This is a genomic window from Comamonas sp. 7D-2 (genome assembly GCF_022749555.1).
Classification (GTDB): Bacteria; Pseudomonadota; Gammaproteobacteria; order Burkholderiales; family Burkholderiaceae_C; genus Comamonas; species Comamonas thiooxydans.
This window is the reverse complement of sequence record NZ_CP094238.1, coordinates 2261756-2281784: the sequence shown is the minus strand read 5'-3', so window position 1 is coordinate 2281784 and position 20029 is coordinate 2261756. Positions and strand designations below refer to the sequence as shown.

Sequence of the window (20029 nt, the reverse complement as noted above, 5' to 3'; positions counted from 1 at the left end):
GCTCAGCAGCGCTGCCGGCGCAACCACTCCATGGCCTGCTGCGGGCTTTGGCACTGGGTGCGCGGCGCCAGCACCGGCCTGTCGACCATGATGACCGGAATACCCAGCTGCCGCGCGGCCTCGATCTTGGCATAGGTATCTGCACCACCGGCGTTCTTGCTGACGATGCAGTCGATGCGGTACTGCCCGAGCAGCGCCAGTTCGTCGGCGAGCCGAAACGGACCGCGCGCAACGATCAGCTCATAGCTGGATGCCGGCAGGGGCAGGGCACCGCCCTCCTGGTCGATGACGCGCAGCACAAACTGGTGCTCGTCGGCCAGGCCTGCAAACGCCGCCAGCTGCTTGCGTCCTATGGCCAGAAACACTCGCTTCAAAGACCGACTCAAGGCCTGTGCGGCAGCCGCCATATCGGGCACATGCTGCCATTGGTCGCCGGGCTGCGCCTGCCAGGCTGGCCGCTCCATGGACAGCAAGGGCAGATTCAGTTGGGCGCAGGCCGCGATGGCATGGGCACTCATCTGTGCGGCGAATGGGTGGGTGGCGTCGATGACATGGGTGATGTGATGCGCACTCAGGTAATCGACCAGCCCCTGCACACCGCCAAAGCCGCCCACACGCACAGGCAAGGCCGGAGTACGGCGCGTCTGGGTGGCCCCGGCATAGGAATAGATGGCCTGCACCCCGGCCTCATGCAGCAGCGTGGACAACATATAGGCATCGAAAGTGCCGCCTAACAGGAGAACTTGGGTCATGGCCAATCCGTGGCTTTCAATTATCGGAATTCATCCGTCAGGGCTGGAAGGCCTGAGCCCCGCAGCGCGACAAGCCCTGGATGATGCCAGTGTTGTGTTCGGCAGTCCGCGTCATCTGGCCCTGGCGCAAGCAGGAGCGCGTGGCAGAGCCTGGCCGATCCCCTTCAGCGTCGAGCCCGTGCTGCAGCTGCGTGGACAGCAAGGCGTGGCCGTGCTGGTGTCCGGCGATCCGTTTCACTTCGGTGCCGGGGCATCGCTGGCCAGGCACCTGGAGTTGGGCGAGTGGCGCAATTACCCTCAAGCCTCGACATTTTCCTGGGTTGCAGGCGAGCTGGGCTGGTCCCAGGAGCGCACCCACTGCCTGGGCCTGCATGCCCGCAGCCTGAGCAGCCTGACGCCTCTGCTGGCGCCTCAAGAGCGCTTTATCTGCCTGTTGCGTGACGGCCCGGCCGCTCACACCCTGGCTCAATGGCTGCTGCAGCAAGGCTGGGGCGACAGCCCGCTGTGGCTGGTGGAACAAGCAGGCAGCGATCAGCAGGACATTCGCAGCGGCACGGTGCGCGAGCTGACCGCCCTGCTGGCAACCCAGCCGGCCAAGGCCCCTGTGACTGCGGCTTTCGAAGCGCGCGGCGAAAACGGCCTGTCCCGGGTACCAGGCAGACCCGTCGGTGAGTTTGCACACGACGGGCAGATCACCAAGAGCCCGGTGCGCGCCATGACGCTGGCCGCGCTGGCACCGCGCCGGGGCGAGTGGCTCTGGGATCTGGGTGCGGGCTCGGGCTCGGTCGCCGTCGAGTGGTGTCTGGCTGGCGGCCAGGCCATCTGCGTGGAGCAGCACGCCGCGCGCGCGGCCAATATTGCGCAGAACGCGCAGCGCTATGCGGCAGCGCTCGAAGTGGTTCATGACCATGCACTGGCAGCCTTGCCCCGTCTGCAGCCAGAGGCACAGGCCGTCTTTGTCGGCGGCGGCTTCAGCGCGGAGCTGTTCAATGCCTTGTGCATGCGTCTTTCCGGTCCTTGGCGCCTCGTGGTGAATGCCGTGGCGCTGCACACCCAGGCACTGCTGCTGGAGCTGCACCGCACACATGGCGGCCAGCTGTATCAGCTGCAATGGAGCGAAGCTCAGAGCCTGGGCAGCATGCATTCCTGGTCCCCTGCCCGCCCCCTGGTGCAGTGGGTCTGGAGCAGCCAATGAGACATCTGTTCGCGGGCTGGGGCTTTCAAGCCGGTGCTCTGCCTCAATCATTCGAAAGCTGCTGGACCCAGGCTCGCCAGAGACTTGGAGGTGCGGATTCAGCGCCCTGCCGCTGGACCTTTGCCCTGCTGGCCACCAGGAGCCAGACCTCAGCGGCGCGCGCCTTGCAGGATTGGGCGAGCCAGATTCCTGGCCATATCGACTGGAAGACCTGTGCCGAAAGCGCGATTGCGCATATCGCCACACCATCCCATTCCGCAAGATTGCAGCAGCGCTTTGCCACGGGCAGCGTTGCAGAAGCCCTGGCCCTACATGCCGGCGCCGTCCTGGCCCATAGCCGGCTGCTGGTGCTGCGCACCGTTTCGGCAGACCGACGTGCGACGCTGGCGATTGCCGGCTTGCCGCTGCCCACACCATTTATCCCTGGAGTTTTGCCTTGACCGTTCATTTCATCGGAGCCGGCCCCGGTGCGGCCGACCTCATTACCGTTCGCGGGCGTGATCTGCTGGCCGCCTCACCTGTGTGCCTGTACGCAGGCTCGCTGGTACCCAGCGAGCTGCTGGCGCACTGCCCTGCAGGTGCCCGTCTCGTCAACACCGCCCCCATGTCGCTGGAAGACATCGTGGCCGAAATCCAGACCGCACACGAACAAGGGCTGGATGTTGCCCGCCTGCATTCCGGCGACCTGAGCATCTGGTCTGCCATGGGTGAGCAGTTGCGCGCCTTGCGCGAGCTGAACATCCCCTACACCGTCACTCCCGGTGTCCCCGCTTTCAGTGCCGCAGCCGCTGCGCTGGAAGCCGAGCTGACACTGCCCGGCTCCTGCCAATCGGTGGTGCTGACACGCACCTCGGGCCGGGCGTCGAGCATGCCCGACGGCGAAACCCTGGCCGCCTTCGCGGCGACCGGCGCCGTACTGGCGATTCATCTGTCGGTCCACGTGGCCGAACAGGTGCAGCAGGAGCTCACCAGCCATTACGGCGCAGACTGCCCTGCCGCCATTGTCTGGCGCGCCTCATGGCCGGACGAGCAAGTGCTGCGCACCCGCGTGGGAGATATCGCCAGCGCCGCCCAATCCAATCCGCTGCAGCGCAGCGCACTGATTCTGGTCGGGGCCACCCTGAATCAGCAGGATTTCGGCAGCAGCCGACTCTATGCCAATGACTACGATCGCCGCTACCGGCCGCGCGGCGACGAACCGCGCTTCCCTCGCGGAACCGAGGGCGCCTGATGCTGGAGCTGTTCCTGATCGGCATCGGCACCGGCAACCCCGATCACCTCACCCGGGAAGCAGAGAAAGCAATTCGCAGCGCTGACCTGGTTCTGTTGCCACACAAGGAGGACAGCAAGGCCGAGCTGGCCCAGGTCCGCCTGTCGCTGCTGCAAGGCCTGGCCGTGGAAGAGAGCCGAATTGCTCACTTCGACATGCCGCAACGCCGCCAGCAGGGATCGGACTACGACCAGCAAGTGGACGAATGGCATGAGGCCATTGCCCGGCGCTGGCAAGCCAGTCTTCAGGAGCATCTCCCTGCCCGTTCGGGACGCGTGGCCCTGCTTGTCTGGGGCGACCCGGCCCTCTACGACAGCACGCTGCGCATTGCCTCGCGTCTGGGCCTGGCCCGCGAACAGGTATGCGTCGTGCCTGGCATCACATCCATGCAGGTGCTGTGCAGCGCCCACGGCATTGCCCTCAATGAAATCGGCGAGCCCTTTCTGATCACCACCGGTCGCCAGCTGCGTGAAAACGGCTGGCCATCCGGGGTGAACACCCTGGTCGTGATGCTGGATGGTCAACGCAGCTATGAACAGCTGAAAGACACCGATGTCGACATCTACTGGGGTGCCTATCTGGGCATGCCCCAGCAATTGCTCATGCATGGCCGGCTTTGCGACATCGCGCCAGACATCACCAGCAGGCGCGCCCAGGCCCGCGAACAAAATGGCTGGATCATGGACATCTACCTGCTGCGCAGGGTCGCGGCCCCCTGACCCAAGGTCGCCCAGGCGCATCCGTCGCCTGGCGGGCACACCGGATCACCGTGCGGTGTGCTTCACCTCATCAAGGAATCGATGGCCTGGGGTGTTCAGCTTGCCTGCCGATGCCAGCCTATGCGGACGCCGGTACTGCTGCATGAGGCAGCTCGAGCCGATGCCAGAGTCTGAGCATCTCCTGCAGCAGCGCTGGCGCATGGTCTGTGCGATACACCGCGCCCAATGGTGGCAAACCGCCCTCCATACGCACATCCAGCGCACGCACACGCCCCTGGGAACGCAGTCCCGGCAGAATGCTGCGGGGCACCAGCGATACGGCCCCAGGCTGGGTGAGCAGGCCCTCAAGCACGGGCAGCGACACAGTGGAGGCCGGAAACCAGGAGGCATCCTCCAGCACGGGCAGCACCTCGGTCTCCACGATATTGCGCACCGCGATGCCAAAGCTCGGCAGCACCCAGCGCGCACCCCTCAAGGCAGGCAGCGGCACATCGCGCCGCCCGACCAGCGGATGATCAGCATCCGCAATCACCACTGCCGCATCCAGCAGCAGCGGCTCGAAGGAAAACTCCACCGGCAAAAGCTGGGGCTGGCGACAGAACACCACATCGAGACCGGAAGCCATGAGCTGCGACAGCAAAGGGGCGCTGGCGTCCTCATGCACATCCACATAGACCTGCGGGTGTGCCTCGTAAAAGCGTGGCAGCAGCTGGGAGAGCACCGAAAGCGCAGCTGCCGGAATGGCCCCGAGGCGTAACGCTGCCGAAGCCCCGCGACGGATGGAGGCCAGCGATTCGGACACTTCCTGCAATCCCACCAGCATGCCGCGTGCCGCATCGATCAAGGCCTGGCCTGCCACTGTGGGCCGCATGCCGCGTGCATGGCGCTCGAACAGCTTGATGTCCAGCACCCGCTCCAGCTCGGCCAGGGCCTGGGTCGCCGCTGACTGGCTCATGTTCAGCTCCACTGCCGCCTGCATGACCGAGCCGCATTGCTGCAAAGCCAGCAAAAGCTGCAACTGACGCAGCCGCACCTGCTTGACCATACGGGAAAAGAGCAAGCGGCCCTCGGGGCTTGCAGCCCCTGCTCCGGCCTGTATCTGAGAAAAAGAAGAGTCAGCAGCCATGATTTCAACGGATGTCGATCGCTTCCACAAAGTTCGTTCCAGCCTCTCGCCAATGCCAGCACCGAACACCGCCGGTGTTCGAGAGCGAGCCGCTCGCATCGAGCACCGAAGTGAGCATGATTCGGATGGTTTGCACGCATCCGACTATGCATTCACACCCGCTTGAACGGTCGGAGGAAACGCCGCGACACCGCATTGTCATGCAATTGCCCCGTCTGCGGATGACAGAGCGCCGTACCAGCCGCCCGCGAACCACCCGAGAGCGGTCAATGCATGGGTCTACCTAGTCGCTGGCTCGCCTTTGAAATCGCATAGTTCACGAGGCAGTAAAGCGCCGCCACAACCAGGTACACAGGCACCAGCGAATGGTAGTTTGCTATCAGCACCTTGGCGTTCTGCATGAGCTCACCATAGGTGACGACATAGCCGAAGGTGGTGTCCTTGACCACGATGACCAGTTGCGCAACCAGTGCCGGAACGATGTAGCGAAGGGCCTGAGGAAAAACGACGAAGAAAAAGACCTGGACTTCGGTCAAACCCAGGCTTCGCGCGGCGTCGGTCTGGCCGCGCGGAACGGCTAGCACGCCCGCGCGGTATACCTCGGCAACCACGGCTGCGGTACTCAGGCCTATGGGCAAGGTCAGCATCCAATAGGTGCTCAGCTTGATCCCGACCGATGGCAGCACCAGAAAGCAAACATAGATGAGCAGCAGCGTCGGCGTGCCGCGCAGGAACTCGATGACAGCAATGCTGGGCCAACGCATCAGCCTCAGCCGCGACAGCCGCCCCAGCAGCAGCACCAGCCCGAGGGCCAGAGCAATGACGGCGGCCATCGCCGACGATGCCAGCGTGCCGAGCAGACCTTTGGCAAGAAAGCTCCAGGTCGTCGGCCAGGCAAAGAATTCCCAATACGGGGCATCGAGCTGCCCTGCCGAATGGAAGCGGAACACGATGGCCACCGCCAGCAAAAGCAGCACGGCTGCGGCGATCGCGCTCACCGCGTTGGTGACGGCCCGGGCCTGGGGGCCTGGCGCAGCAAACAGAATGTCCTCCAGAGAGCGGCTCATCGCAGTATCCGCACTTTCTTTTCCAGAGCTGCGCCGGCCCAGGCGATGAGCAGGCCTGTCACCACATACATGGTGGCAGCCACTGCGAACGCGGCAATGCCGAGCGCCGAATCGTTGGCGATCTTGGATACGAGCGCAGTGAGCTCCCGGCCTGGAAACGGCAACTGCGACGCCAGAGAGGTCGACAGCATCAATGCAATCAGCAACGAAGTCATCGGCTGCACCACCGAACGCAGTGCCTGCGGCAAGACCACGGCAGAAACAATCTGCAGCGGCCGCATGCCCAGGCTGAGTGCTGCCTCAATCTGGCTGCCGGGAATGGTGTTGATACCCGAGCGCAGGTAATCCGCCGTGAATGCGGAGCAGACCAGCGTCAGCGTCAGTATCACGCTAGGCTCATAGTCGATCACGATGTTGAGATCGGGTAGCGCGAAAACGATGAAGATCAGCAGCGCTACGCTGGGAATATTGCGGAAGATCTCGACGTAGACGGTCAGTGCCAAGCGCAACGGCGGCAATGGCATAAGCCTAAGCACCGCGACGACCGTACCCAGCATGACCCCGGGCACAAAGGACACTACCGTGAGCTTCCATGTCAGCAAGAGGGCCTGCCAGAAGGCAGGCCCATAATCGGCCAGGAGCCTGGAAACCTCACCCATTGTTCAAGGCAGAGCGGGCGGCGTCGGAACAGTCGTGCTACCGGTACGCTGCCCTATGGAGATAGTCCAAAGTTTGGCCCAGGTACCATCAGCCTCCAGCTTCTTCAGGAAGGCATTGATGAATGCTACGCCGTCCGAGCCCTTGGGCAGTCCAACGCCATAGGGGTCCTGCGCGCCGAATGGCGCACCCGCGAGCCGCGCGTTGCTGGCGCCAAGGCTCAGGGCGTTGAGCAGCAGCGTGTAATCAGTCACGTAGGCATCCACGCGCCCCTGACGCAGTGCATCGAGGGCTTCCTGATGTGTCTGAAACTCTTGCACGACAGCCTTGGGGGCATACTGAGCCAATATCGCAGGCCCCGTGGAGCCCGCTTGCGTGGCCACCTTCTTGCCGCCCAGGTCGTTGTAAGACTGAACCGTCTTGTTGTTCGACTTGACCAGTACGCCGGACTGCGATGTGTAGTAAGGGCCGGCAAACGAGATCTTCTCGGCGCGAGCAGGAGTGATGGAGTAGGTGGCGAAGACCATGTCCACCTGATTATTGACAAGCACCTGCTCGCGCGTGGACGAGGTCACCTGCGTGAACTGGTACTTGGCGGCGTCGCCCAGAATGTAGCGAGTGATGAGCTGGGCCAGACCCAGGTCAAAGCCGCGGATCTTGCCGTCTTTCTCATTGAGCAGCGAGAAAAGATTCGAGGTTTGCGTGCTGCCGAGGCGCAGCGTGCCAGCCTGTTTGATCTTGCTGGCCCAGGTGCTCGATGCGATGGTCGCCGCATCGGCCACAGGCCCTTGCGCAACCAGTGCGTCATAGGCCGCTGCATTGATGGGAGTGCCCTGTGCGAAAAGCGACCCACCGGTCACGATCGTCAGTGCCACCACGGTGGATTTCAGAATGGATTTGATCGACATGCGGTCTTCTTGGATGGTCTGCGACGCGAATCAATATAAAGCAGCATTTGGAATGCGCGAGCCGCTCGTCCGAGCGTAGTCACCATTGTGCACACAATACGGCCCTTGTGCCCCAACAGGGCACGACACCGCCAACAGTCCCAGGCCTTGCCTAGCACTCATTCGAGAGACTGACCCTGCCGGCGTCCGGCTATAGCAACTAGCGAACAGTCTGAACTCAAGCTCGATGCGATTGGTGGTGCCAAGCCGGCCAAGCAGCACCTGCCGCAGGCAAGGCAATATTGCCGCCGCTAGATCACACCGCCAAGGCAACCTGCTGAGAACACCTCGACGGCAGCTTTCAAGCCATCAACTTGAGAAGTCGAAACCTCCACTGTCACCGGGCGTGACCAAATACACACGACCCCTAAACAGATCCAGCGATATTGAGCAGCATCTCTGTCCCTGGCACTGTCCATGGCAAACATGATCAATGATCGCGAGAAATACAAGGGTTTTTACTAGAAGGTGCTTTTCTCATTAAGGTTCGTCGCAACATTTTCACAGAATCGCTGCTAGCAAAGTTCATCGATAACATGAGACCTGAATCGAATCTATTCACTGTTTCAGCTGAAAGGGGTGCCCGAAGCTTAAGGATCCACCTCAGAGCCACCTTGATCGGCCTAACAACTCTGGCGTCCTGCGGGAACAATTCTGCATCGCATCAACACTGGAAAGGGAGTCAGAACCATGTCCGAGCTCGCTATCGTTCGCGATTAGAGCTAACACTGGACAATCCCTCCGCGTGCTTGGCATGAGTTGGTTAAACGTGAGCTGTTCACTTTACTTCGATCAAAGCAGCCAACCTTATTGCATCGAAGGAATTAAGCTCCCCCCTTCGCTTAGCCACGCACCAGCTTCCACCGCGCTCCATACGACCTCACTCACATCATGCGTGGTCGCACTGGACCCACGTGCAACATTGGCAATCATCAACATGGTCAAGCATGGGTCCTCCTCTGGAGGTGCACATAAGCGATATCTTCGACCGGATTCGGTTCTGACAATCCTCCGAGGAAGATCGATCGCACTAAGTGAGGTTGTCACTCGAAATGACCCAGAGTCCAGCTGGGCAGCAATGCGCAGCGATCCAGAGCTCAGTTGCAGGATGCGCCAGTGGTAGAGGTCAACTTCGGCCTGCGACTCAACGCTTGGTGCTTGACGGCAGTTGCTAACGTAAATCAGCATGATGGCCTCCATGGTGCAGCGAAAATGTACCCTCAAATAGCCTATAGCATGCCGACCACTTTTACAGCATCTTTTGCCAATGACGACCCATCCCAGGGATGGTTACGTTGTCGCCAGGAATTCCATGTGCCCGACAATGCCAATAGCTTGCTATCTCTCAGAGAATTCCTGCTGACTGCCTAGTACCGAGCACATCTATGTACCAGCAGGCACAAATCAGATGAAAAAGTGGTTAGGTGTGCTAAGAGCTTGGGCCAGAAGCAAGTTAAGGCTGCACTCGTAGTGATTAGTGGTCAATATTGGCCTTTGCGAGGGGCCTCGGTCCCGCTTCTCGCATACTCCACAAAGGTGCTCTCCCAACCTGAAAGCATCACTGCATTGGCACGAGTTCTGGGTGACCGCTTTTGCCTGAAGCGAATTTATGCTATCGCCCATTGCTGCCCTCCCAACTCCAGGGATCTATGTTGGCTCCGCAGCGGTTATGGCGGCTCATTTCCGTACGTCGAACTGCCGGTCATTGCCAGATAGCGACCATCCAGAGCAAATAGCCATGTTCGCATGGCTAATTAATCCCACACCCCATTTGCATCTTTGCTTAGAGACATGGTTTGACGCGCAGCTAACCATTGCTTTGCCTTCTGCTCCACGAGCTTTCGCTCCATCGTGTAGGGCATCCGCTGATGAAGACAGGCGTACCCCTCATCAATCCATATCGGTCGCCGTGCTAACTCCGCCATCGGCACCATCATCAGGTAGTCACTGAGCGCATCAAAATATGCGTTCGGAACATCCCATTCCGCAGCAGGCACAGCCATGAACAGAGATTTTCGAAAGGCACGGAGATGTGCCCAGACATTGCCACCGCCCTTCAATCTTGGTGACGTGTAGTCAGGCGTGTAACGACGCAAAGATTTTTCTGGCCTGAACATAGGCGCATGAATCATGTCCGCACCATCTGTCCAACGCGCCCTCAGTGACTCAACAACGTTTGGGCTCATGAGCGCATCATCTTGATCAAGCACGACAACCAACGTATCTGGCCTCAAGCATATTTCTTCTACTGCCAAACGGAAGTTTGCGAGGTAGCCCTGTCTTTGAGAATGACGAACCAGCGTGGTGCGATTCTTCAGCGAGCCTAGTACAAACGGCATTTGCTGACTGAACCAACTCTCACTGGCATCATCCACGACGATAACCCCAAACTCTTGGTCTTCTTGCGCTTGTAGTGATGTGATACACCGCTGAAACAGCGGTGGTGGTGTACTTCGCCCGGTAATCCCCCCTTAAACCATTGCTCTGAGAAGTAGAGCTATGCGGCCATGGCAAGCCGCTGTTTGGGGGTGATGCCGCCCAATGCCATATTTGGGCGTTCATGGTTATACCGCCACATCCATTGCGTGGCGTAATCTCGAACTTCATCAAGATTGCGCCAATGGTACTGTGACAGCCATTCATAGCGAACCGTTCTATTGAAACGTTCGACATAGGCGTTTTGTGCAGGCTTGCCAGGCTGGATGTATTCCAATCGGATGCCTTTGGCAATCGCCCAGTTTTGCAGGACTGCGCTGATGTATTCGGGGCCGTTGTCACAGCGAATGACTTGGGGTTTGCCACGCCACTGGATGATTTGCTCCAATGCCCTAATGACACGCAGCGCAGGCAGCGAGAAGTCCACTTCAATGCCCAGCGCCTCTCGGTTGAAGTCATCAATGATGTTCAGCAGCCTGAAGCTGCGACCGTCTTCAAGCTGGTCGTGCATGAAGTCCGCAGACCAAACTGCACCAGGGCGCTCTGGTACGGCCAATGGCTGAGGTTTTGCTCGCTCCAAACGCTTTCGCGGCTTGATACGCAGATTGAGCTCCAACTCGCGGTAAATCCGGTAGACCCGTTTGTGGTTCCATTTGAAACCTCTGACGTTACGCAAATAAAGAAAGCACAGCCCAAAGCCCCAACTGCGATTGTTATCCGTCAGGCGCAGCAGCCACTGGGCAATCTCATCATTGTCTGTGTTGCGTTGCGCCTTGTAGCGGTAGCAGGCTTGGCTAATTTGAAACGCCTGACACGCTGCACGAATCGTCAGGCCCCGGTGTTGCACTGCTTGTTGAGCCATCTCGCGTCTGCGAGATGGCCTCACCACTTTTTTGCGAGCGCCTCCGAGACGACCTCCGCCTTGAGCTTTTCTTCGATGTACATCTTGCGCAGCCGGCGGTTCTCTTCTTCGAGCTCCTTCATGCGGGCCATCAAAGATGCATCCATGCCACCAAACTTGGCACGCCACTTGTAGAACGTGGCTGCGCTGATGCCCAGCTCACGGCACAGCTCGGGCACTGCCAAGCCAGCTTCTGCACGCTTGAGCGCATCGATGATTTGGCTGTCTGTAAAACGTGACTTCTTCATAGTAGAGATTCTCCTTGGGAGGTCTCTACTTCTCAAGACGTTGGTTTTACGGGGGGATTACCGCCCAAGGAGCAGGAACACGATATCCTCGCCACGTTTTGGATAATGCCAATCTAAAGATATGTCCAAATCCCACTGCTCCGCTTGAGGTGGAGGATATTTCCCTTGTCCAACCATGTCGCGCACCAATGTTAGCCTCGGGTCATGCTTATCGAAGTTTGTTGATTTCCACCCAGAAGTGACCCACTAGCCCCCGGTTTTTCCATCTCAATCTGACCCACGCATTAACCCTAGCCTGCTGCTTTCTTGTGCAGCAGGAGACCAGGAGTGATTGACGTGGCCACTTTGAGTGTCATCCGGCGCTGGGCTCTGCGTGAGCACCTGTCCATCCGAGAGATCGCCCGCAGAACTGGGCTTTCTCGCAATACCATCCGCAAGTATTTGCGCTCCGACGTTGTGCAACCTCAACTTGCACAGCGCACCATCGCCACCAAGCTCGACCCCTTCGCCAGCAAGCTGTCAGGCTGGCTGCGTACAGAAGTCAACCGCTCTCGCAAGCAGCGGCGCACGATCAAGCAGATGTTTCTGGACTTGCAGGCGTTGGGCTACACCGGCTCCTACAACCGAGTCGCTGCCTTTGCCAGAGTATGGAAGGCTCAGTGTCATGCGGTGGAGCAGACATCAGGGCGAGGCGTTTTTGTGCCCCTGGTCTTCGGCGCTGGAGAAGCCTTCCAGTTTGATTGGAGCGAGGATTGGGCTGTCATTGCGGGTGTACGCACCAAGCTGCAAGTGGCTCACTTCAAGCTCAGCCACAGCCGAGCCTTCTATCTGCGGGCCTATCCCCTGCAAACCCATGAGATGCTGTTCGATGCCCACAACCGTGCCTTTGCGGTGTTTGGAGGCGTCCCTAGGCGGGGGATCTACGACAACATGCGCACAGCCGTCGATCGTGTCGGCCGTGGCAAGCTCAGAGAGGTCAACGCCCGCTTCAGTGCTATGGCCAGCCATTTCCTGTTCGAGGCACAGTTTTGCAATCCGGCCTCGGGATGGGAGAAGGGACAGGTCGAGAAGAATGTTCGGGACGCTCGCCATCGTATCTGGCAATCTGTACCAGCGTTTCCGACACTCAGTGCCCTCAACGATTGGCTAGAGCAACGGTGTCAGCAGTTATGGCAAGAGATTGCGCATGGCCAATTGCCTGGCTCACTTGCTGATGTGTGGGAGCAAGAACGCTCAACCCTGATGCCCATGCCTCGGCCGTTTGACGGCTTTGTCGAGCATGCCAAACGAGTCTCTCCCACCTGCCTAGTTCACTTCGAGCGCAATCGCTACAGCGTGCCGGCCTCTTATGCCAACAGGCCCGTGAGCTTGCAGGTTTATGCCGACCGTCTGGTTGTCGTGGCCGAAGGTCAGTTCGTCTGTGAACACCCGCGCATCATTGAGCGCAATCACCAAGGTTCTGGGCGTACGGTCTATGACTGGCGCCATTACCTGGCCGTATTGCAGCGCAAGCCTGGCGCATTGCGCAACGGTGCGCCGTTTGCCGAGTTGCCAGACGCATTCAAACGACTGCAAGCTTTGCTCCTGAAGCAACCTGGCGGCGATCGCGAGATGGTGGAAGTTCTTGCCTTGGTGTTGCAGCACGATGAGCAAGCCGTCCTGGCCGCTGTCGAGTTGGCACTGGAGGATGGCGTACCTCGCAAGACCCACATCATCAATATCTTGCACCGCCTCATTGATGGAACACCGGAACCTGAGCCCATCCATTCACCCCAAGCCTTGGCCTTGATCGTTGAGCCACAAGCCAACGTCGTGCGCTATGACCAACTCCGACAGGTGCGCCATGCGTCATGACCCCGCCATTGCTGCGATCATCATCATGCTGCGCCAACTCAAGATGTTTGGCATGGCCCAGGCCGTGACAGAACTTGCAGAGCAAGGCTCACCAGCATTTGAAGCAGCACACCCCATACTGTCGCAACTGCTCAAGGCCGAGAGTGCTGAGCGAGAAGTGCGCTCCATTGCCTATCAACTCAAGGTCGCCAGGTTCCCGGTCTACAGAGATCTGGCAGGCTTTGACTTCGCACACAGTGAAGTCAATGAAGCCTTGGTACGCAGCCTTCATCGCTGTGAGTTCATCGAGAAGGCTAACAACGTGGTGCTTGTCGGTGGGCCTGGCACGGGCAAGACGCACATTGCTACAGCACTGGGTATTCAGGCCATTGAGCACCACCGTCAAAGGGTGCGCTTCTTCTCTACTGTTGAGTTGGTTAATGCGCTGGAGCAAGAGAAAGTGCAAGGCAAAGCCGGACAGCTCGCCCACAGGCTGGTGCATACGGATCTGGTGATACTCGATGAGCTGGGCTATCTGCCCTTCAGCTCATCTGGCGGTGCGCTACTGTTTCATCTACTCTCGACGCTTTACGAACGCACCAGCGTAGTAATCACCACCAACCTGAGCTTCAGCGAATGGGCCCGCGTGTTTGGTGATGCCAAGATGACCACGGCTCTGCTGGACCGCCTAACCCACCACTGCCATATTCTGGAAACAGGCAACGACAGCTACCGCTTCAAGCACAGCAGTGCAGTCCAACAACCGTCCATGAAGAAGGAGAGAAACAAAACCTGATCCACATCTTGAGCCTTGCGGCTCAAGTCAAAGGGTGGGTCAGTTTGAGATGGAAATCGCGGGTCAGTTTTGCGTGGAAATTAACATTGTAGCACCCCTGCGCCCAGTCGAAACACACCTGCAGCTCGAAAGGCAAGGGATAAGGCGGCGGATCTAACTCGTCATCCCCCAGCATGTCATCGGTACTGAAATCCGTGACTCCCAAGGTCAGTGGCTGGCCGGCGATTTGCATTGCAGGCGCCACGTCAAGCAAGAAGCCAGCTTCGACGTTGCGCAGCTCAAAGCTCGAGCTACCTGGCTCGGTACAGTTCCACGAACCGACGGCTAGACGCGTCCTCCGCCCGTGCGCCAGCCAGAGCTTGGCGTGGGTCATCTCGATCTCACCGGCCCGCGGCGAAGGCCAGTCATGAAAGGCGAGCCCACCCTCGTCCAGCATTTCCCCGATTGCCGCAGACCACTTCGTGCGCACATGCCGATTTCCGACGCGATCCGGCACGATGGTGAAATCAATCTTCCGGTCAGCCAGTATCCGGATCTTTTCGAGCAGCCCCGCGAGGTCGAGCGAGAAGTACGGCGACCACACAGTCATCCGCCCAGCCTCCGTGCCCTCCAGCAGGAGTTCCAGAAAGCTTTCATCCTCGAAGCTATGCACAAAGCGCCAATCCTCGTCGTCACCCTTGAACTGCCTGCGCACGCCCAGCGCCTTGCTCAGCCCCGCAGCCACTAACAGCGGCTCAAAGAAGCGCTTGATCTGCTTGTACTGCTCGTTGTTGCTCACCGTGTGGAAGCAGAAGACTTCCTGGTTACGCCCCCAGCCGCTGACGCTGAGGTTAGCGCTGCCCGCGCCCAGCACCATACAGCCGCCTTCGTCCTCCAAAAAGATCACCTTCGGGTGGAATAGCGACTCCGGGCCGAACCCTTCTAGCCCCAGCCTCCTCGGCAGCACACCGTGCACCGGCAACGCCGTGCGCTTGAGCTGGTCGGCTTCCATCATGCGCAGGTCACAGAACACACGCAGATCGATTCCGCGCTCGGCCAGCTGCAACTGCATGTTCTCGTAGTCCATGCGGTTGACGGGCGGATCAGCATCACCCTGTAGAAGCTCGGGCAGCACATGAGTCTCGAAGAACGAGATGCCCAAGTTGAACGTGGTGAACCAGGCCCTCCTCAGTGGACCTAGTGCCCGCACTTGCTGGCGAAAAGCATCCAGCAGCTTCACACCAGCCCCCGCATTCCTGAGAGGAGGTGGCGGAACTGCGGCACGTAGTACTGGTGGACCCAGGCGTCCACCGGCCGGTCCTCTTTTGCCGGCAGTGGGCGGATGCGCACGTCGATCTTCAACTGGCTGCCGTTCAGCAGCCGCAGCCAGGGCGACTGGCCACGCGCATCCATTACCCTCTCGTGGTACTTGAGTAGACTCTCCACCTGCTGCTGCACGCTGTTGCTGCGTGCCAGTGCCAACAACTCCGTCAGCCGCTCGGCGGCCGTTCCCGATACCTGCTCGCGCATCGCAGCATTGACCTCAATGGGCTCTGCCAACCGAGGCAAGGTGTCCCCATCGCGGTCGAGCGACTTCCAACCTGCCAGCACCTCAGCCAGCGACTGCGACTTGGCCGAGAGCATTACCCCCAGCAGCAGGTCCAGCTCGGCGAGGAAGGGCTCCAGTACCCGCACGCGTTCGAGCTTGTCGCGATCGCCTGCCGCGAGCGACGCGCGCCCGGCAGCGAGCGCGAACACCTGCTGGGTCGGCTGCTCTCGCACCTGGCCATCCGGCAGCCACTCCTGTTTCAGTGCCTCGTACAAGGCACCTGGCGCGCCCTGGTCCAGTTCGGTGACCCCAAGCCAGAAGTCGCGCGCATACGCGCCTACGCTCGACGGCGACCGGAAGGCCGCGACGAAGGCATGCTTGAGTGCCTGTGGCAGTTCGGCAAAGTTCAGCTCAGGCTCCCGGCGTACGTCCGCCAGCACTTCGGCCAGGTGCGCGTGCATCAGCGCCTGCAAGCGCGCCAGGGGCTTACCTTGGGCAAACAACTGCGCCTGCGCCTTCTGCCACTGCGGACGCGACGAAGGCAGCGCGTAGTCGTAGCTACCGTCAAAGAAGCCCATCTCCACCAACGGCGTCTTGTAACGCCCGCTCACTCCGAGCGAGTTCTGCCGCATCAACACGTGGGCTCGAGCGCCGGTGCTGAATACTAGCTGGGGGTTGCCATTGGTCTCTTCCCAGCGCCGGCGCGCTTTGGAAATTCCAAGCACACCCCCAGTCTGGACGCTCGCATCGGCCTGCACTTCGACCATCGCGAAGGCGAACACGTTTTCCAGGTAGATCATGCAGGCCTGCTTAAATGCGGCCGAATCCTTGCCCCGTCCTGCGTAGGCCTTGTCGTGCAGCAGCCCCTTGCCGAGCTGCACCGCATCGTCCTCGACCAGGGCCTTGGTCACCCAGTGGTTAAAGAGGTTGAGCGTGTAGTTGCGGACGTCGTTGGAAATGGAGCTGATGCGGTTGCGGAAGATTTTTTGTCCATAGGCCGACCAGATGACCTGCAGGCCCAACGGGTCCACGTTCAGCTCGCTACTAATGCGCTCGTCGAACTCTGTAAGAAGGTCACTGAGCGCAATTTGACGCTTCATCCCCGCTTCGCTATCTCGTGTGCCTGGAGCAATCGCCAATACGTTTACCTCGAAATAACTACCGTTCATGGTGCTTCGACGGACTGTTCGGATACCCGCACCCCGTGGACGTCGATCCACATAATCTACGCTTCTCGGGTAGGCGATTGATGCCGCCTTATGGATCTCCAATTCAACTCCGCGTCGGCAAGCAATCAAGCGACGTGCGTGTAAGTGAATGTTTTCCTCGTATCTTATATTAGGCGGGGATGCCAAAGAGCCTGGGGAGCCAATCTACATACGACACCCGCACTTGACCTCACCTCCGAGTGCTTCCGCGGCCATTCTGCTGGCAAAAGATCACTTGGCGTCAATTGTCGAGAATGGTGACTCTGAATTCGAACAGTACCGAGATGCTCGCTTTTCCTGGCCTGGCTTCTTCGACGCTGACGCAGTTCAGACCACTATCGCTGACAGGTTGCGAAGCCAGAGCGGCTTCTATAACTGGCAGTTTGGAAAGCTTCTTATTTACCTCTGGGAAGAGTACTTGCGAGGTGACCGCGGTCGTCCCGTCAAGCGGACTTGGGAAAAGTTCGCCTGGGATGAGTCCATCGAGCATATCTATCCGCAGAGCCCGCATGCTCAGTGGTCCGACGATGTGACGGTTGCCACAAGGTCAAAACGTGCCAAGTCGGCTATCACAAACTCTTTAGGCAACCTTCTGCTATGAGTCCATCGAGCATATCTATCCGCAGAGCCCGCATGCTCAGTGGTCCGACGATGTGACGGTTGCCACAAGGTCAAAACGTGCCAAGTCGGCTATCACAAACTCTTTAGGCAACCTTCTGCTATGAGTCCATCGAGCATATCTATCCGCAGAGCCCGCATGCTCAGTGGTCCGACGATGTGACGGTTGCCACAAGGTCAAAACGTGCCAAGTCGGCTATCACAAACTCTTTAGGCAACCTTCTGCTTCTGTCGATTAGCGTGAACTCGCAGCTTTCAAATCAGCCCTACTGCTCGTTTGGTGAATTGGCTGGAAAGCGGCAGCGCTTTCTCGGAGGAAGCTACTCTGAGATGCAGGTGGGGAGGCTCTGTGAGCGATGGAGCGTCGTACAGATAGCGGCCAAAGGCATTGCCATGATGCGACTTGCTCAGCGCACTTGGGAATTCACCGTGGTCCGTGAAGAGGAGCCGTTGACCGCTTGGTTGCCGCTGCTCTTTGGCGACGTTGCGGACGATGTGCAGGCCGGACGCTACTCGAACGGTAGAAAGGTGGACGGGCGAGCGCTCATCCCCTGGGTCAGGAAGTTTGAGGATCGGAGCCAAGTGATGTGATGTGATGCGGTGACGCTACGCCAAACTTCGAACGGCAACTGTGGGGCGATTGCTTTCTGATGTGGGCAACCGCTGACATGGAGCATCGCTTTGATGCAAGATGCCTTAAATCTGGCGTCATGCAACAGGCCGCTCAGTTTGCGTAGCGCTCATTGACTACCCGATTTCGAAGGACGGCAATGGGTTGTTAGCACCAGTTCGCCTCAGGTAAAAGCGGTCACTCGAAATTCGCGACAGTCCAGTGACTGCTTTGAGGTTTGGAGCGGACATCCGTGGAAGTCGAGCTCCAATGACTGCTTTGTGCATTGGCAGTCATTGACATCTTTGAGTTGAGCGACTGCAGACTGCCTAGACCTGCCGTTCACGGCTACTTATCGGACGACAGCTTCTGGCCGAACTCAGTCGGTCACGACCAGTAGACCGGTCAGCCACAACCGCACAGGCGGTCAATTCAACAGGAATACGCATGAGTCGACCACGGACTCCAGATTGAGTGTTCGAACGACTAACGCTACCGCGATCCCTCCTTAGAGCTCACGAAATTCGATGTTCGTGCAGCGACTTTTAACACTCACAACTACGAACTCAACAATGTGGACCTCTATGTCCACAGGCCGGTAAGATGGAAGAATCCTCATCTTCATCTAGCTGGCTTCGCCCCAGGCGGCAAATCCGCCTAGGGAAAACTCAGTCCTAAATGAGTCCCGGTTGAGCACAAGTAAAGTCTCCTAGCCATACCAGAGCAACTACTATTATTTGGGAGTTGCAAGTTAAGCCTGCTTCCTAAAGCCTGTGTTCTATGCTCGCCTTGTCCTAATACCGCGCTTACCATCAGGTAGTAGTCAATGAATGTGGACAAATTTTCGTGCAACCACGACAGTCGGGTTGCTGTTCAAAGGCTTGTCGAGTTCTACGAAGGGCTGACAGGAGAACATCTACAACGGCTTGACGCGTACTATGCGGCGGATGCCTTCTTCAAAGATCCCTTCAACGAAGTTCGTGGGGTGACAGCGATCGCCAGCATTTTTGAACACATGTTTGCCTCGTTGCAGGAGCCACGCTTTGTAGTTACCCAAACGCTGGTGCAAGGCGATCGAGCATTTCTGGAATGGGAGTTCCGTTTCCGGCTTGGTCTCTGGCGGTCCGAGGTTCAGCAGTGCATTCGCGGCGCTTCTTCTGTGTGCTTCGATTGCGAAGGCCGCGTAACTCACCACCGTGATTACTGGGACACCGCAGAAGAGTTGTACGAGAAATTGCCGTTGCTTGGGGTCTTGATGCGCTGGTTGCGCCGTAGGGTTTCGGCGCCTGCAAAGTCAGTACACACGAATGGCTCTGCATCCTAGCAATTGGCGTTAGAGGCGATTTTTGCCACGGTGGCAAGAGATGGCTTTCTCACCATCAATATCGTCCGATTCTTCCGAAACCCTAAAGCAAAGAGAGAGCAGCGCTATCTCGCGGCCAAACCATCGAAAGTCGTGCTTGTTACCCAGTCGATGATCTGGTCATGCGTGTATTGGCCCGACTCCTTGAGCAAAGCCACGACCGGATCGCAGGCGCGCGCGAACAGAGTGTAGAGCACTAGTTCAGCGGGTAGTCGCAACTGCAAATGACCACCTGTCTGGGCTTCGGTAATCCACGTACTGAGCCTATTGCTCAACGCAATGAGTCGATCCATGTACTCGTCGTTCGATTGCAATGATGCGCTGAGACTCGAATTTTGGGCCGGAAGTGAGGGCATTTGTCCTTCCAGTTGCGTTTGCATAGCCCACCGCACGACCGCTTTGAGCTGATCCAGCGCAGGAGTGCTCTGACCGGATTCGGCTACCTGCTCGGCCTCTCGCCGCAAGCCATCAACAAAACTCAAAGCACGATCTAGCACGCCGACCATCGCTGCGCCGGCTAGCTCTTCTTTGGAAGTAAACAACTTGTACAGACTGGCCTTGGCGACTCCTGCTTCCGCAGCGACCTCATCCACCGTCATCGCGTCGTAGCCCTTAGTCGCCAAAAGGCGGTTCACCGCCGCCACGACAGCCTCTTCCCGTACACGTTGAATTTGTTCTTTGATTGTTGACCGAGCGTTCATAGCCAACATTTTAGGACGCACAAGATCATCTTGCACACCAGGTAGTGCAAATTT

The 20029-nt window shown here is 58.8% G+C and carries 21 protein-coding genes; 10 read left to right on the top strand and 11 right to left on the bottom strand.

The annotated features are described in order from the left end of the window. Positions 1-2: 2 nt before the first annotated feature. Positions 3-758, bottom strand: a complete 756-nt coding sequence (locus tag MPZ60_RS10560; protein ID WP_080746064.1) for a cobalt-precorrin-6A reductase — start codon at positions 756-758, stop codon at positions 3-5. Here MPZ60_RS10560 and cbiT point away from each other — a divergent pair. From cbiT to cobF, 4 genes are read left to right on the top strand one after another with little or no spacing between them, the layout of a single operon-like run. After that, entirely contained in the window at positions 751-1947 is a 1197-nt protein-coding gene (gene cbiT, locus MPZ60_RS10555; RefSeq protein WP_034351873.1) for a precorrin-6Y C5,15-methyltransferase (decarboxylating) subunit CbiT, read from the top strand. The genes MPZ60_RS10560 and cbiT overlap by 8 nt on opposite strands. Then, the gene (locus MPZ60_RS10550) at positions 1944-2387 is read left to right on the top strand and encodes a cobalamin biosynthesis protein (RefSeq protein WP_034351872.1); all 444 of its coding nucleotides are present in this window, start codon (positions 1944-1946) and stop codon (positions 2385-2387) included. Before cbiT ends, MPZ60_RS10550 begins: the two co-directional genes overlap by 4 nt. After that, on the top strand, positions 2384-3178 hold the full coding sequence (gene cobM, locus MPZ60_RS10545) for a precorrin-4 C(11)-methyltransferase (RefSeq protein WP_034351871.1): 795 nt from the start codon (positions 2384-2386) through the stop codon (positions 3176-3178). Before MPZ60_RS10550 ends, cobM begins: the two co-directional genes overlap by 4 nt. Further along, positions 3178-3936, top strand: a complete 759-nt coding sequence (gene cobF / locus MPZ60_RS10540; protein WP_034351870.1) for a precorrin-6A synthase (deacetylating) — start codon at positions 3178-3180, stop codon at positions 3934-3936. Before cobM ends, cobF begins: the two co-directional genes overlap by 1 nt. A 118-nt stretch (positions 3937-4054) precedes the next feature. On the opposite strand, the gene MPZ60_RS10535 is transcribed toward cobF, so the two are convergent. The 6 genes from MPZ60_RS10535 to MPZ60_RS10510 all read right to left on the bottom strand — a co-directional run bounded on the left by MPZ60_RS10535 (position 4055) and on the right by MPZ60_RS10510 (position 11318). Continuing rightward, positions 4055-5062 carry a LysR family transcriptional regulator gene (locus MPZ60_RS10535; protein WP_052057562.1) on the bottom strand — a complete coding sequence of 336 codons (1008 nt, stop codon included), beginning with the start codon at positions 5060-5062 and terminating at the stop codon, positions 4055-4057. 266 nt (positions 5063-5328) lie between these two features. Then, positions 5329-6129, bottom strand: coding sequence for an amino acid ABC transporter permease (locus tag MPZ60_RS10530; protein WP_034351869.1), 801 nt, complete (start codon positions 6127-6129; stop codon positions 5329-5331). After that, positions 6126-6788 carry an amino acid ABC transporter permease gene (locus MPZ60_RS10525; protein WP_003063004.1) on the bottom strand — a complete coding sequence of 221 codons (663 nt, stop codon included), beginning with the start codon at positions 6786-6788 and terminating at the stop codon, positions 6126-6128. Before MPZ60_RS10525 ends, MPZ60_RS10530 begins: the two co-directional genes overlap by 4 nt. 3 nt (positions 6789-6791) lie before the next feature. Continuing rightward, positions 6792-7694 (bottom strand): glutamate ABC transporter substrate-binding protein, encoded by a 903-nt coding sequence (locus tag MPZ60_RS10520; RefSeq protein WP_034351868.1) that lies wholly within the window; start codon positions 7692-7694, stop codon positions 6792-6794. A gap of 1793 nt (positions 7695-9487) precedes the next feature. Further along, positions 9488-10171 carry a glycosyltransferase gene (locus MPZ60_RS10515; protein WP_255777548.1) on the bottom strand — a complete coding sequence of 228 codons (684 nt, stop codon included), beginning with the start codon at positions 10169-10171 and terminating at the stop codon, positions 9488-9490. A 59-nt stretch (positions 10172-10230) separates the two neighbouring features. Further along, positions 10231-11318, bottom strand: a protein-coding gene (locus tag MPZ60_RS10510) for an IS3 family transposase (protein WP_122974783.1) whose coding sequence is annotated in 2 segments (ribosomal slippage) — positions 10231-11066 and positions 11066-11318 — 1089 coding nt in all. Because the reading frame shifts where the segments join, the coding sequence is not laid out codon by codon here. A 327-nt stretch (positions 11319-11645) separates the two neighbouring features. Between MPZ60_RS10510 and istA the strand changes: the two genes are divergently transcribed. Together istA and istB are read left to right on the top strand one after the other, a co-directional pair. Then, positions 11646-13172, top strand: a complete 1527-nt coding sequence (istA, locus tag MPZ60_RS10505) for an IS21 family transposase (protein ID WP_034410946.1) — start codon at positions 11646-11648, stop codon at positions 13170-13172. Next, entirely contained in the window at positions 13162-13947 is a 786-nt protein-coding gene (gene istB, locus MPZ60_RS10500) for an IS21-like element helper ATPase IstB (protein ID WP_034359664.1), read from the top strand. The genes istA and istB overlap by 11 nt, the downstream gene beginning before the upstream one ends. Before the next feature lie 22 nt (positions 13948-13969). Here the strand turns inward: istB and MPZ60_RS10495 are convergent, their stop codons facing one another. The 3 genes from MPZ60_RS10495 to MPZ60_RS10485 all read right to left on the bottom strand — a co-directional run bounded on the left by MPZ60_RS10495 (position 13970) and on the right by MPZ60_RS10485 (position 17173). Further along, positions 13970-15166: a hypothetical protein gene (locus tag MPZ60_RS10495; protein WP_052057703.1), complete on the bottom strand. Its 1197-nt coding sequence runs from the start codon at positions 15164-15166 to the stop codon at positions 13970-13972. Next, the gene (locus tag MPZ60_RS10490) at positions 15163-16644 is read right to left on the bottom strand and encodes a hypothetical protein (RefSeq protein WP_131324741.1); all 1482 of its coding nucleotides are present in this window, start codon (positions 16642-16644) and stop codon (positions 15163-15165) included. The genes MPZ60_RS10495 and MPZ60_RS10490 overlap by 4 nt, the downstream gene beginning before the upstream one ends. Before the next feature lie 280 nt (positions 16645-16924). Continuing rightward, complete coding sequence (locus tag MPZ60_RS10485; RefSeq protein ID WP_242607105.1) at positions 16925-17173, bottom strand: hypothetical protein; 249 nt, start codon at positions 17171-17173, stop codon at positions 16925-16927. Here MPZ60_RS10485 and MPZ60_RS25200 point away from each other — a divergent pair. The 4 genes from MPZ60_RS25200 (at position 17102) to MPZ60_RS10475 (ending at position 19235) form a co-directional block, all read left to right on the top strand. Then, positions 17102-17284, top strand: a complete 183-nt coding sequence (locus MPZ60_RS25200; RefSeq protein WP_370689379.1) for a DUF1524 domain-containing protein — start codon at positions 17102-17104, stop codon at positions 17282-17284. The two genes, MPZ60_RS10485 and MPZ60_RS25200, sit on opposite strands and share 72 nt — an antisense overlap. A 4-nt stretch (positions 17285-17288) precedes the next feature. Next, the gene (locus MPZ60_RS25195; protein ID WP_080747464.1) at positions 17289-17408 is read left to right on the top strand and encodes a DUF1524 domain-containing protein; all 120 of its coding nucleotides are present in this window, start codon (positions 17289-17291) and stop codon (positions 17406-17408) included. Between the two features lie 52 nt (positions 17409-17460). Beyond that, positions 17461-17892 carry a DUF1524 domain-containing protein gene (locus tag MPZ60_RS10480; RefSeq protein WP_242607104.1) on the top strand — a complete coding sequence of 144 codons (432 nt, stop codon included), beginning with the start codon at positions 17461-17463 and terminating at the stop codon, positions 17890-17892. An 845-nt stretch (positions 17893-18737) separates the two neighbouring features. Continuing rightward, positions 18738-19235, top strand: coding sequence for a nuclear transport factor 2 family protein (locus tag MPZ60_RS10475; protein WP_034359644.1), 498 nt, complete (start codon positions 18738-18740; stop codon positions 19233-19235). A 104-nt stretch (positions 19236-19339) separates the two neighbouring features. On the opposite strand, the gene MPZ60_RS10470 is transcribed toward MPZ60_RS10475, so the two are convergent. Further along, the gene (locus MPZ60_RS10470; protein WP_034359656.1) at positions 19340-19975 is read right to left on the bottom strand and encodes a TetR/AcrR family transcriptional regulator; all 636 of its coding nucleotides are present in this window, start codon (positions 19973-19975) and stop codon (positions 19340-19342) included. Positions 19976-20029: the final 54 nt, after the last annotated feature.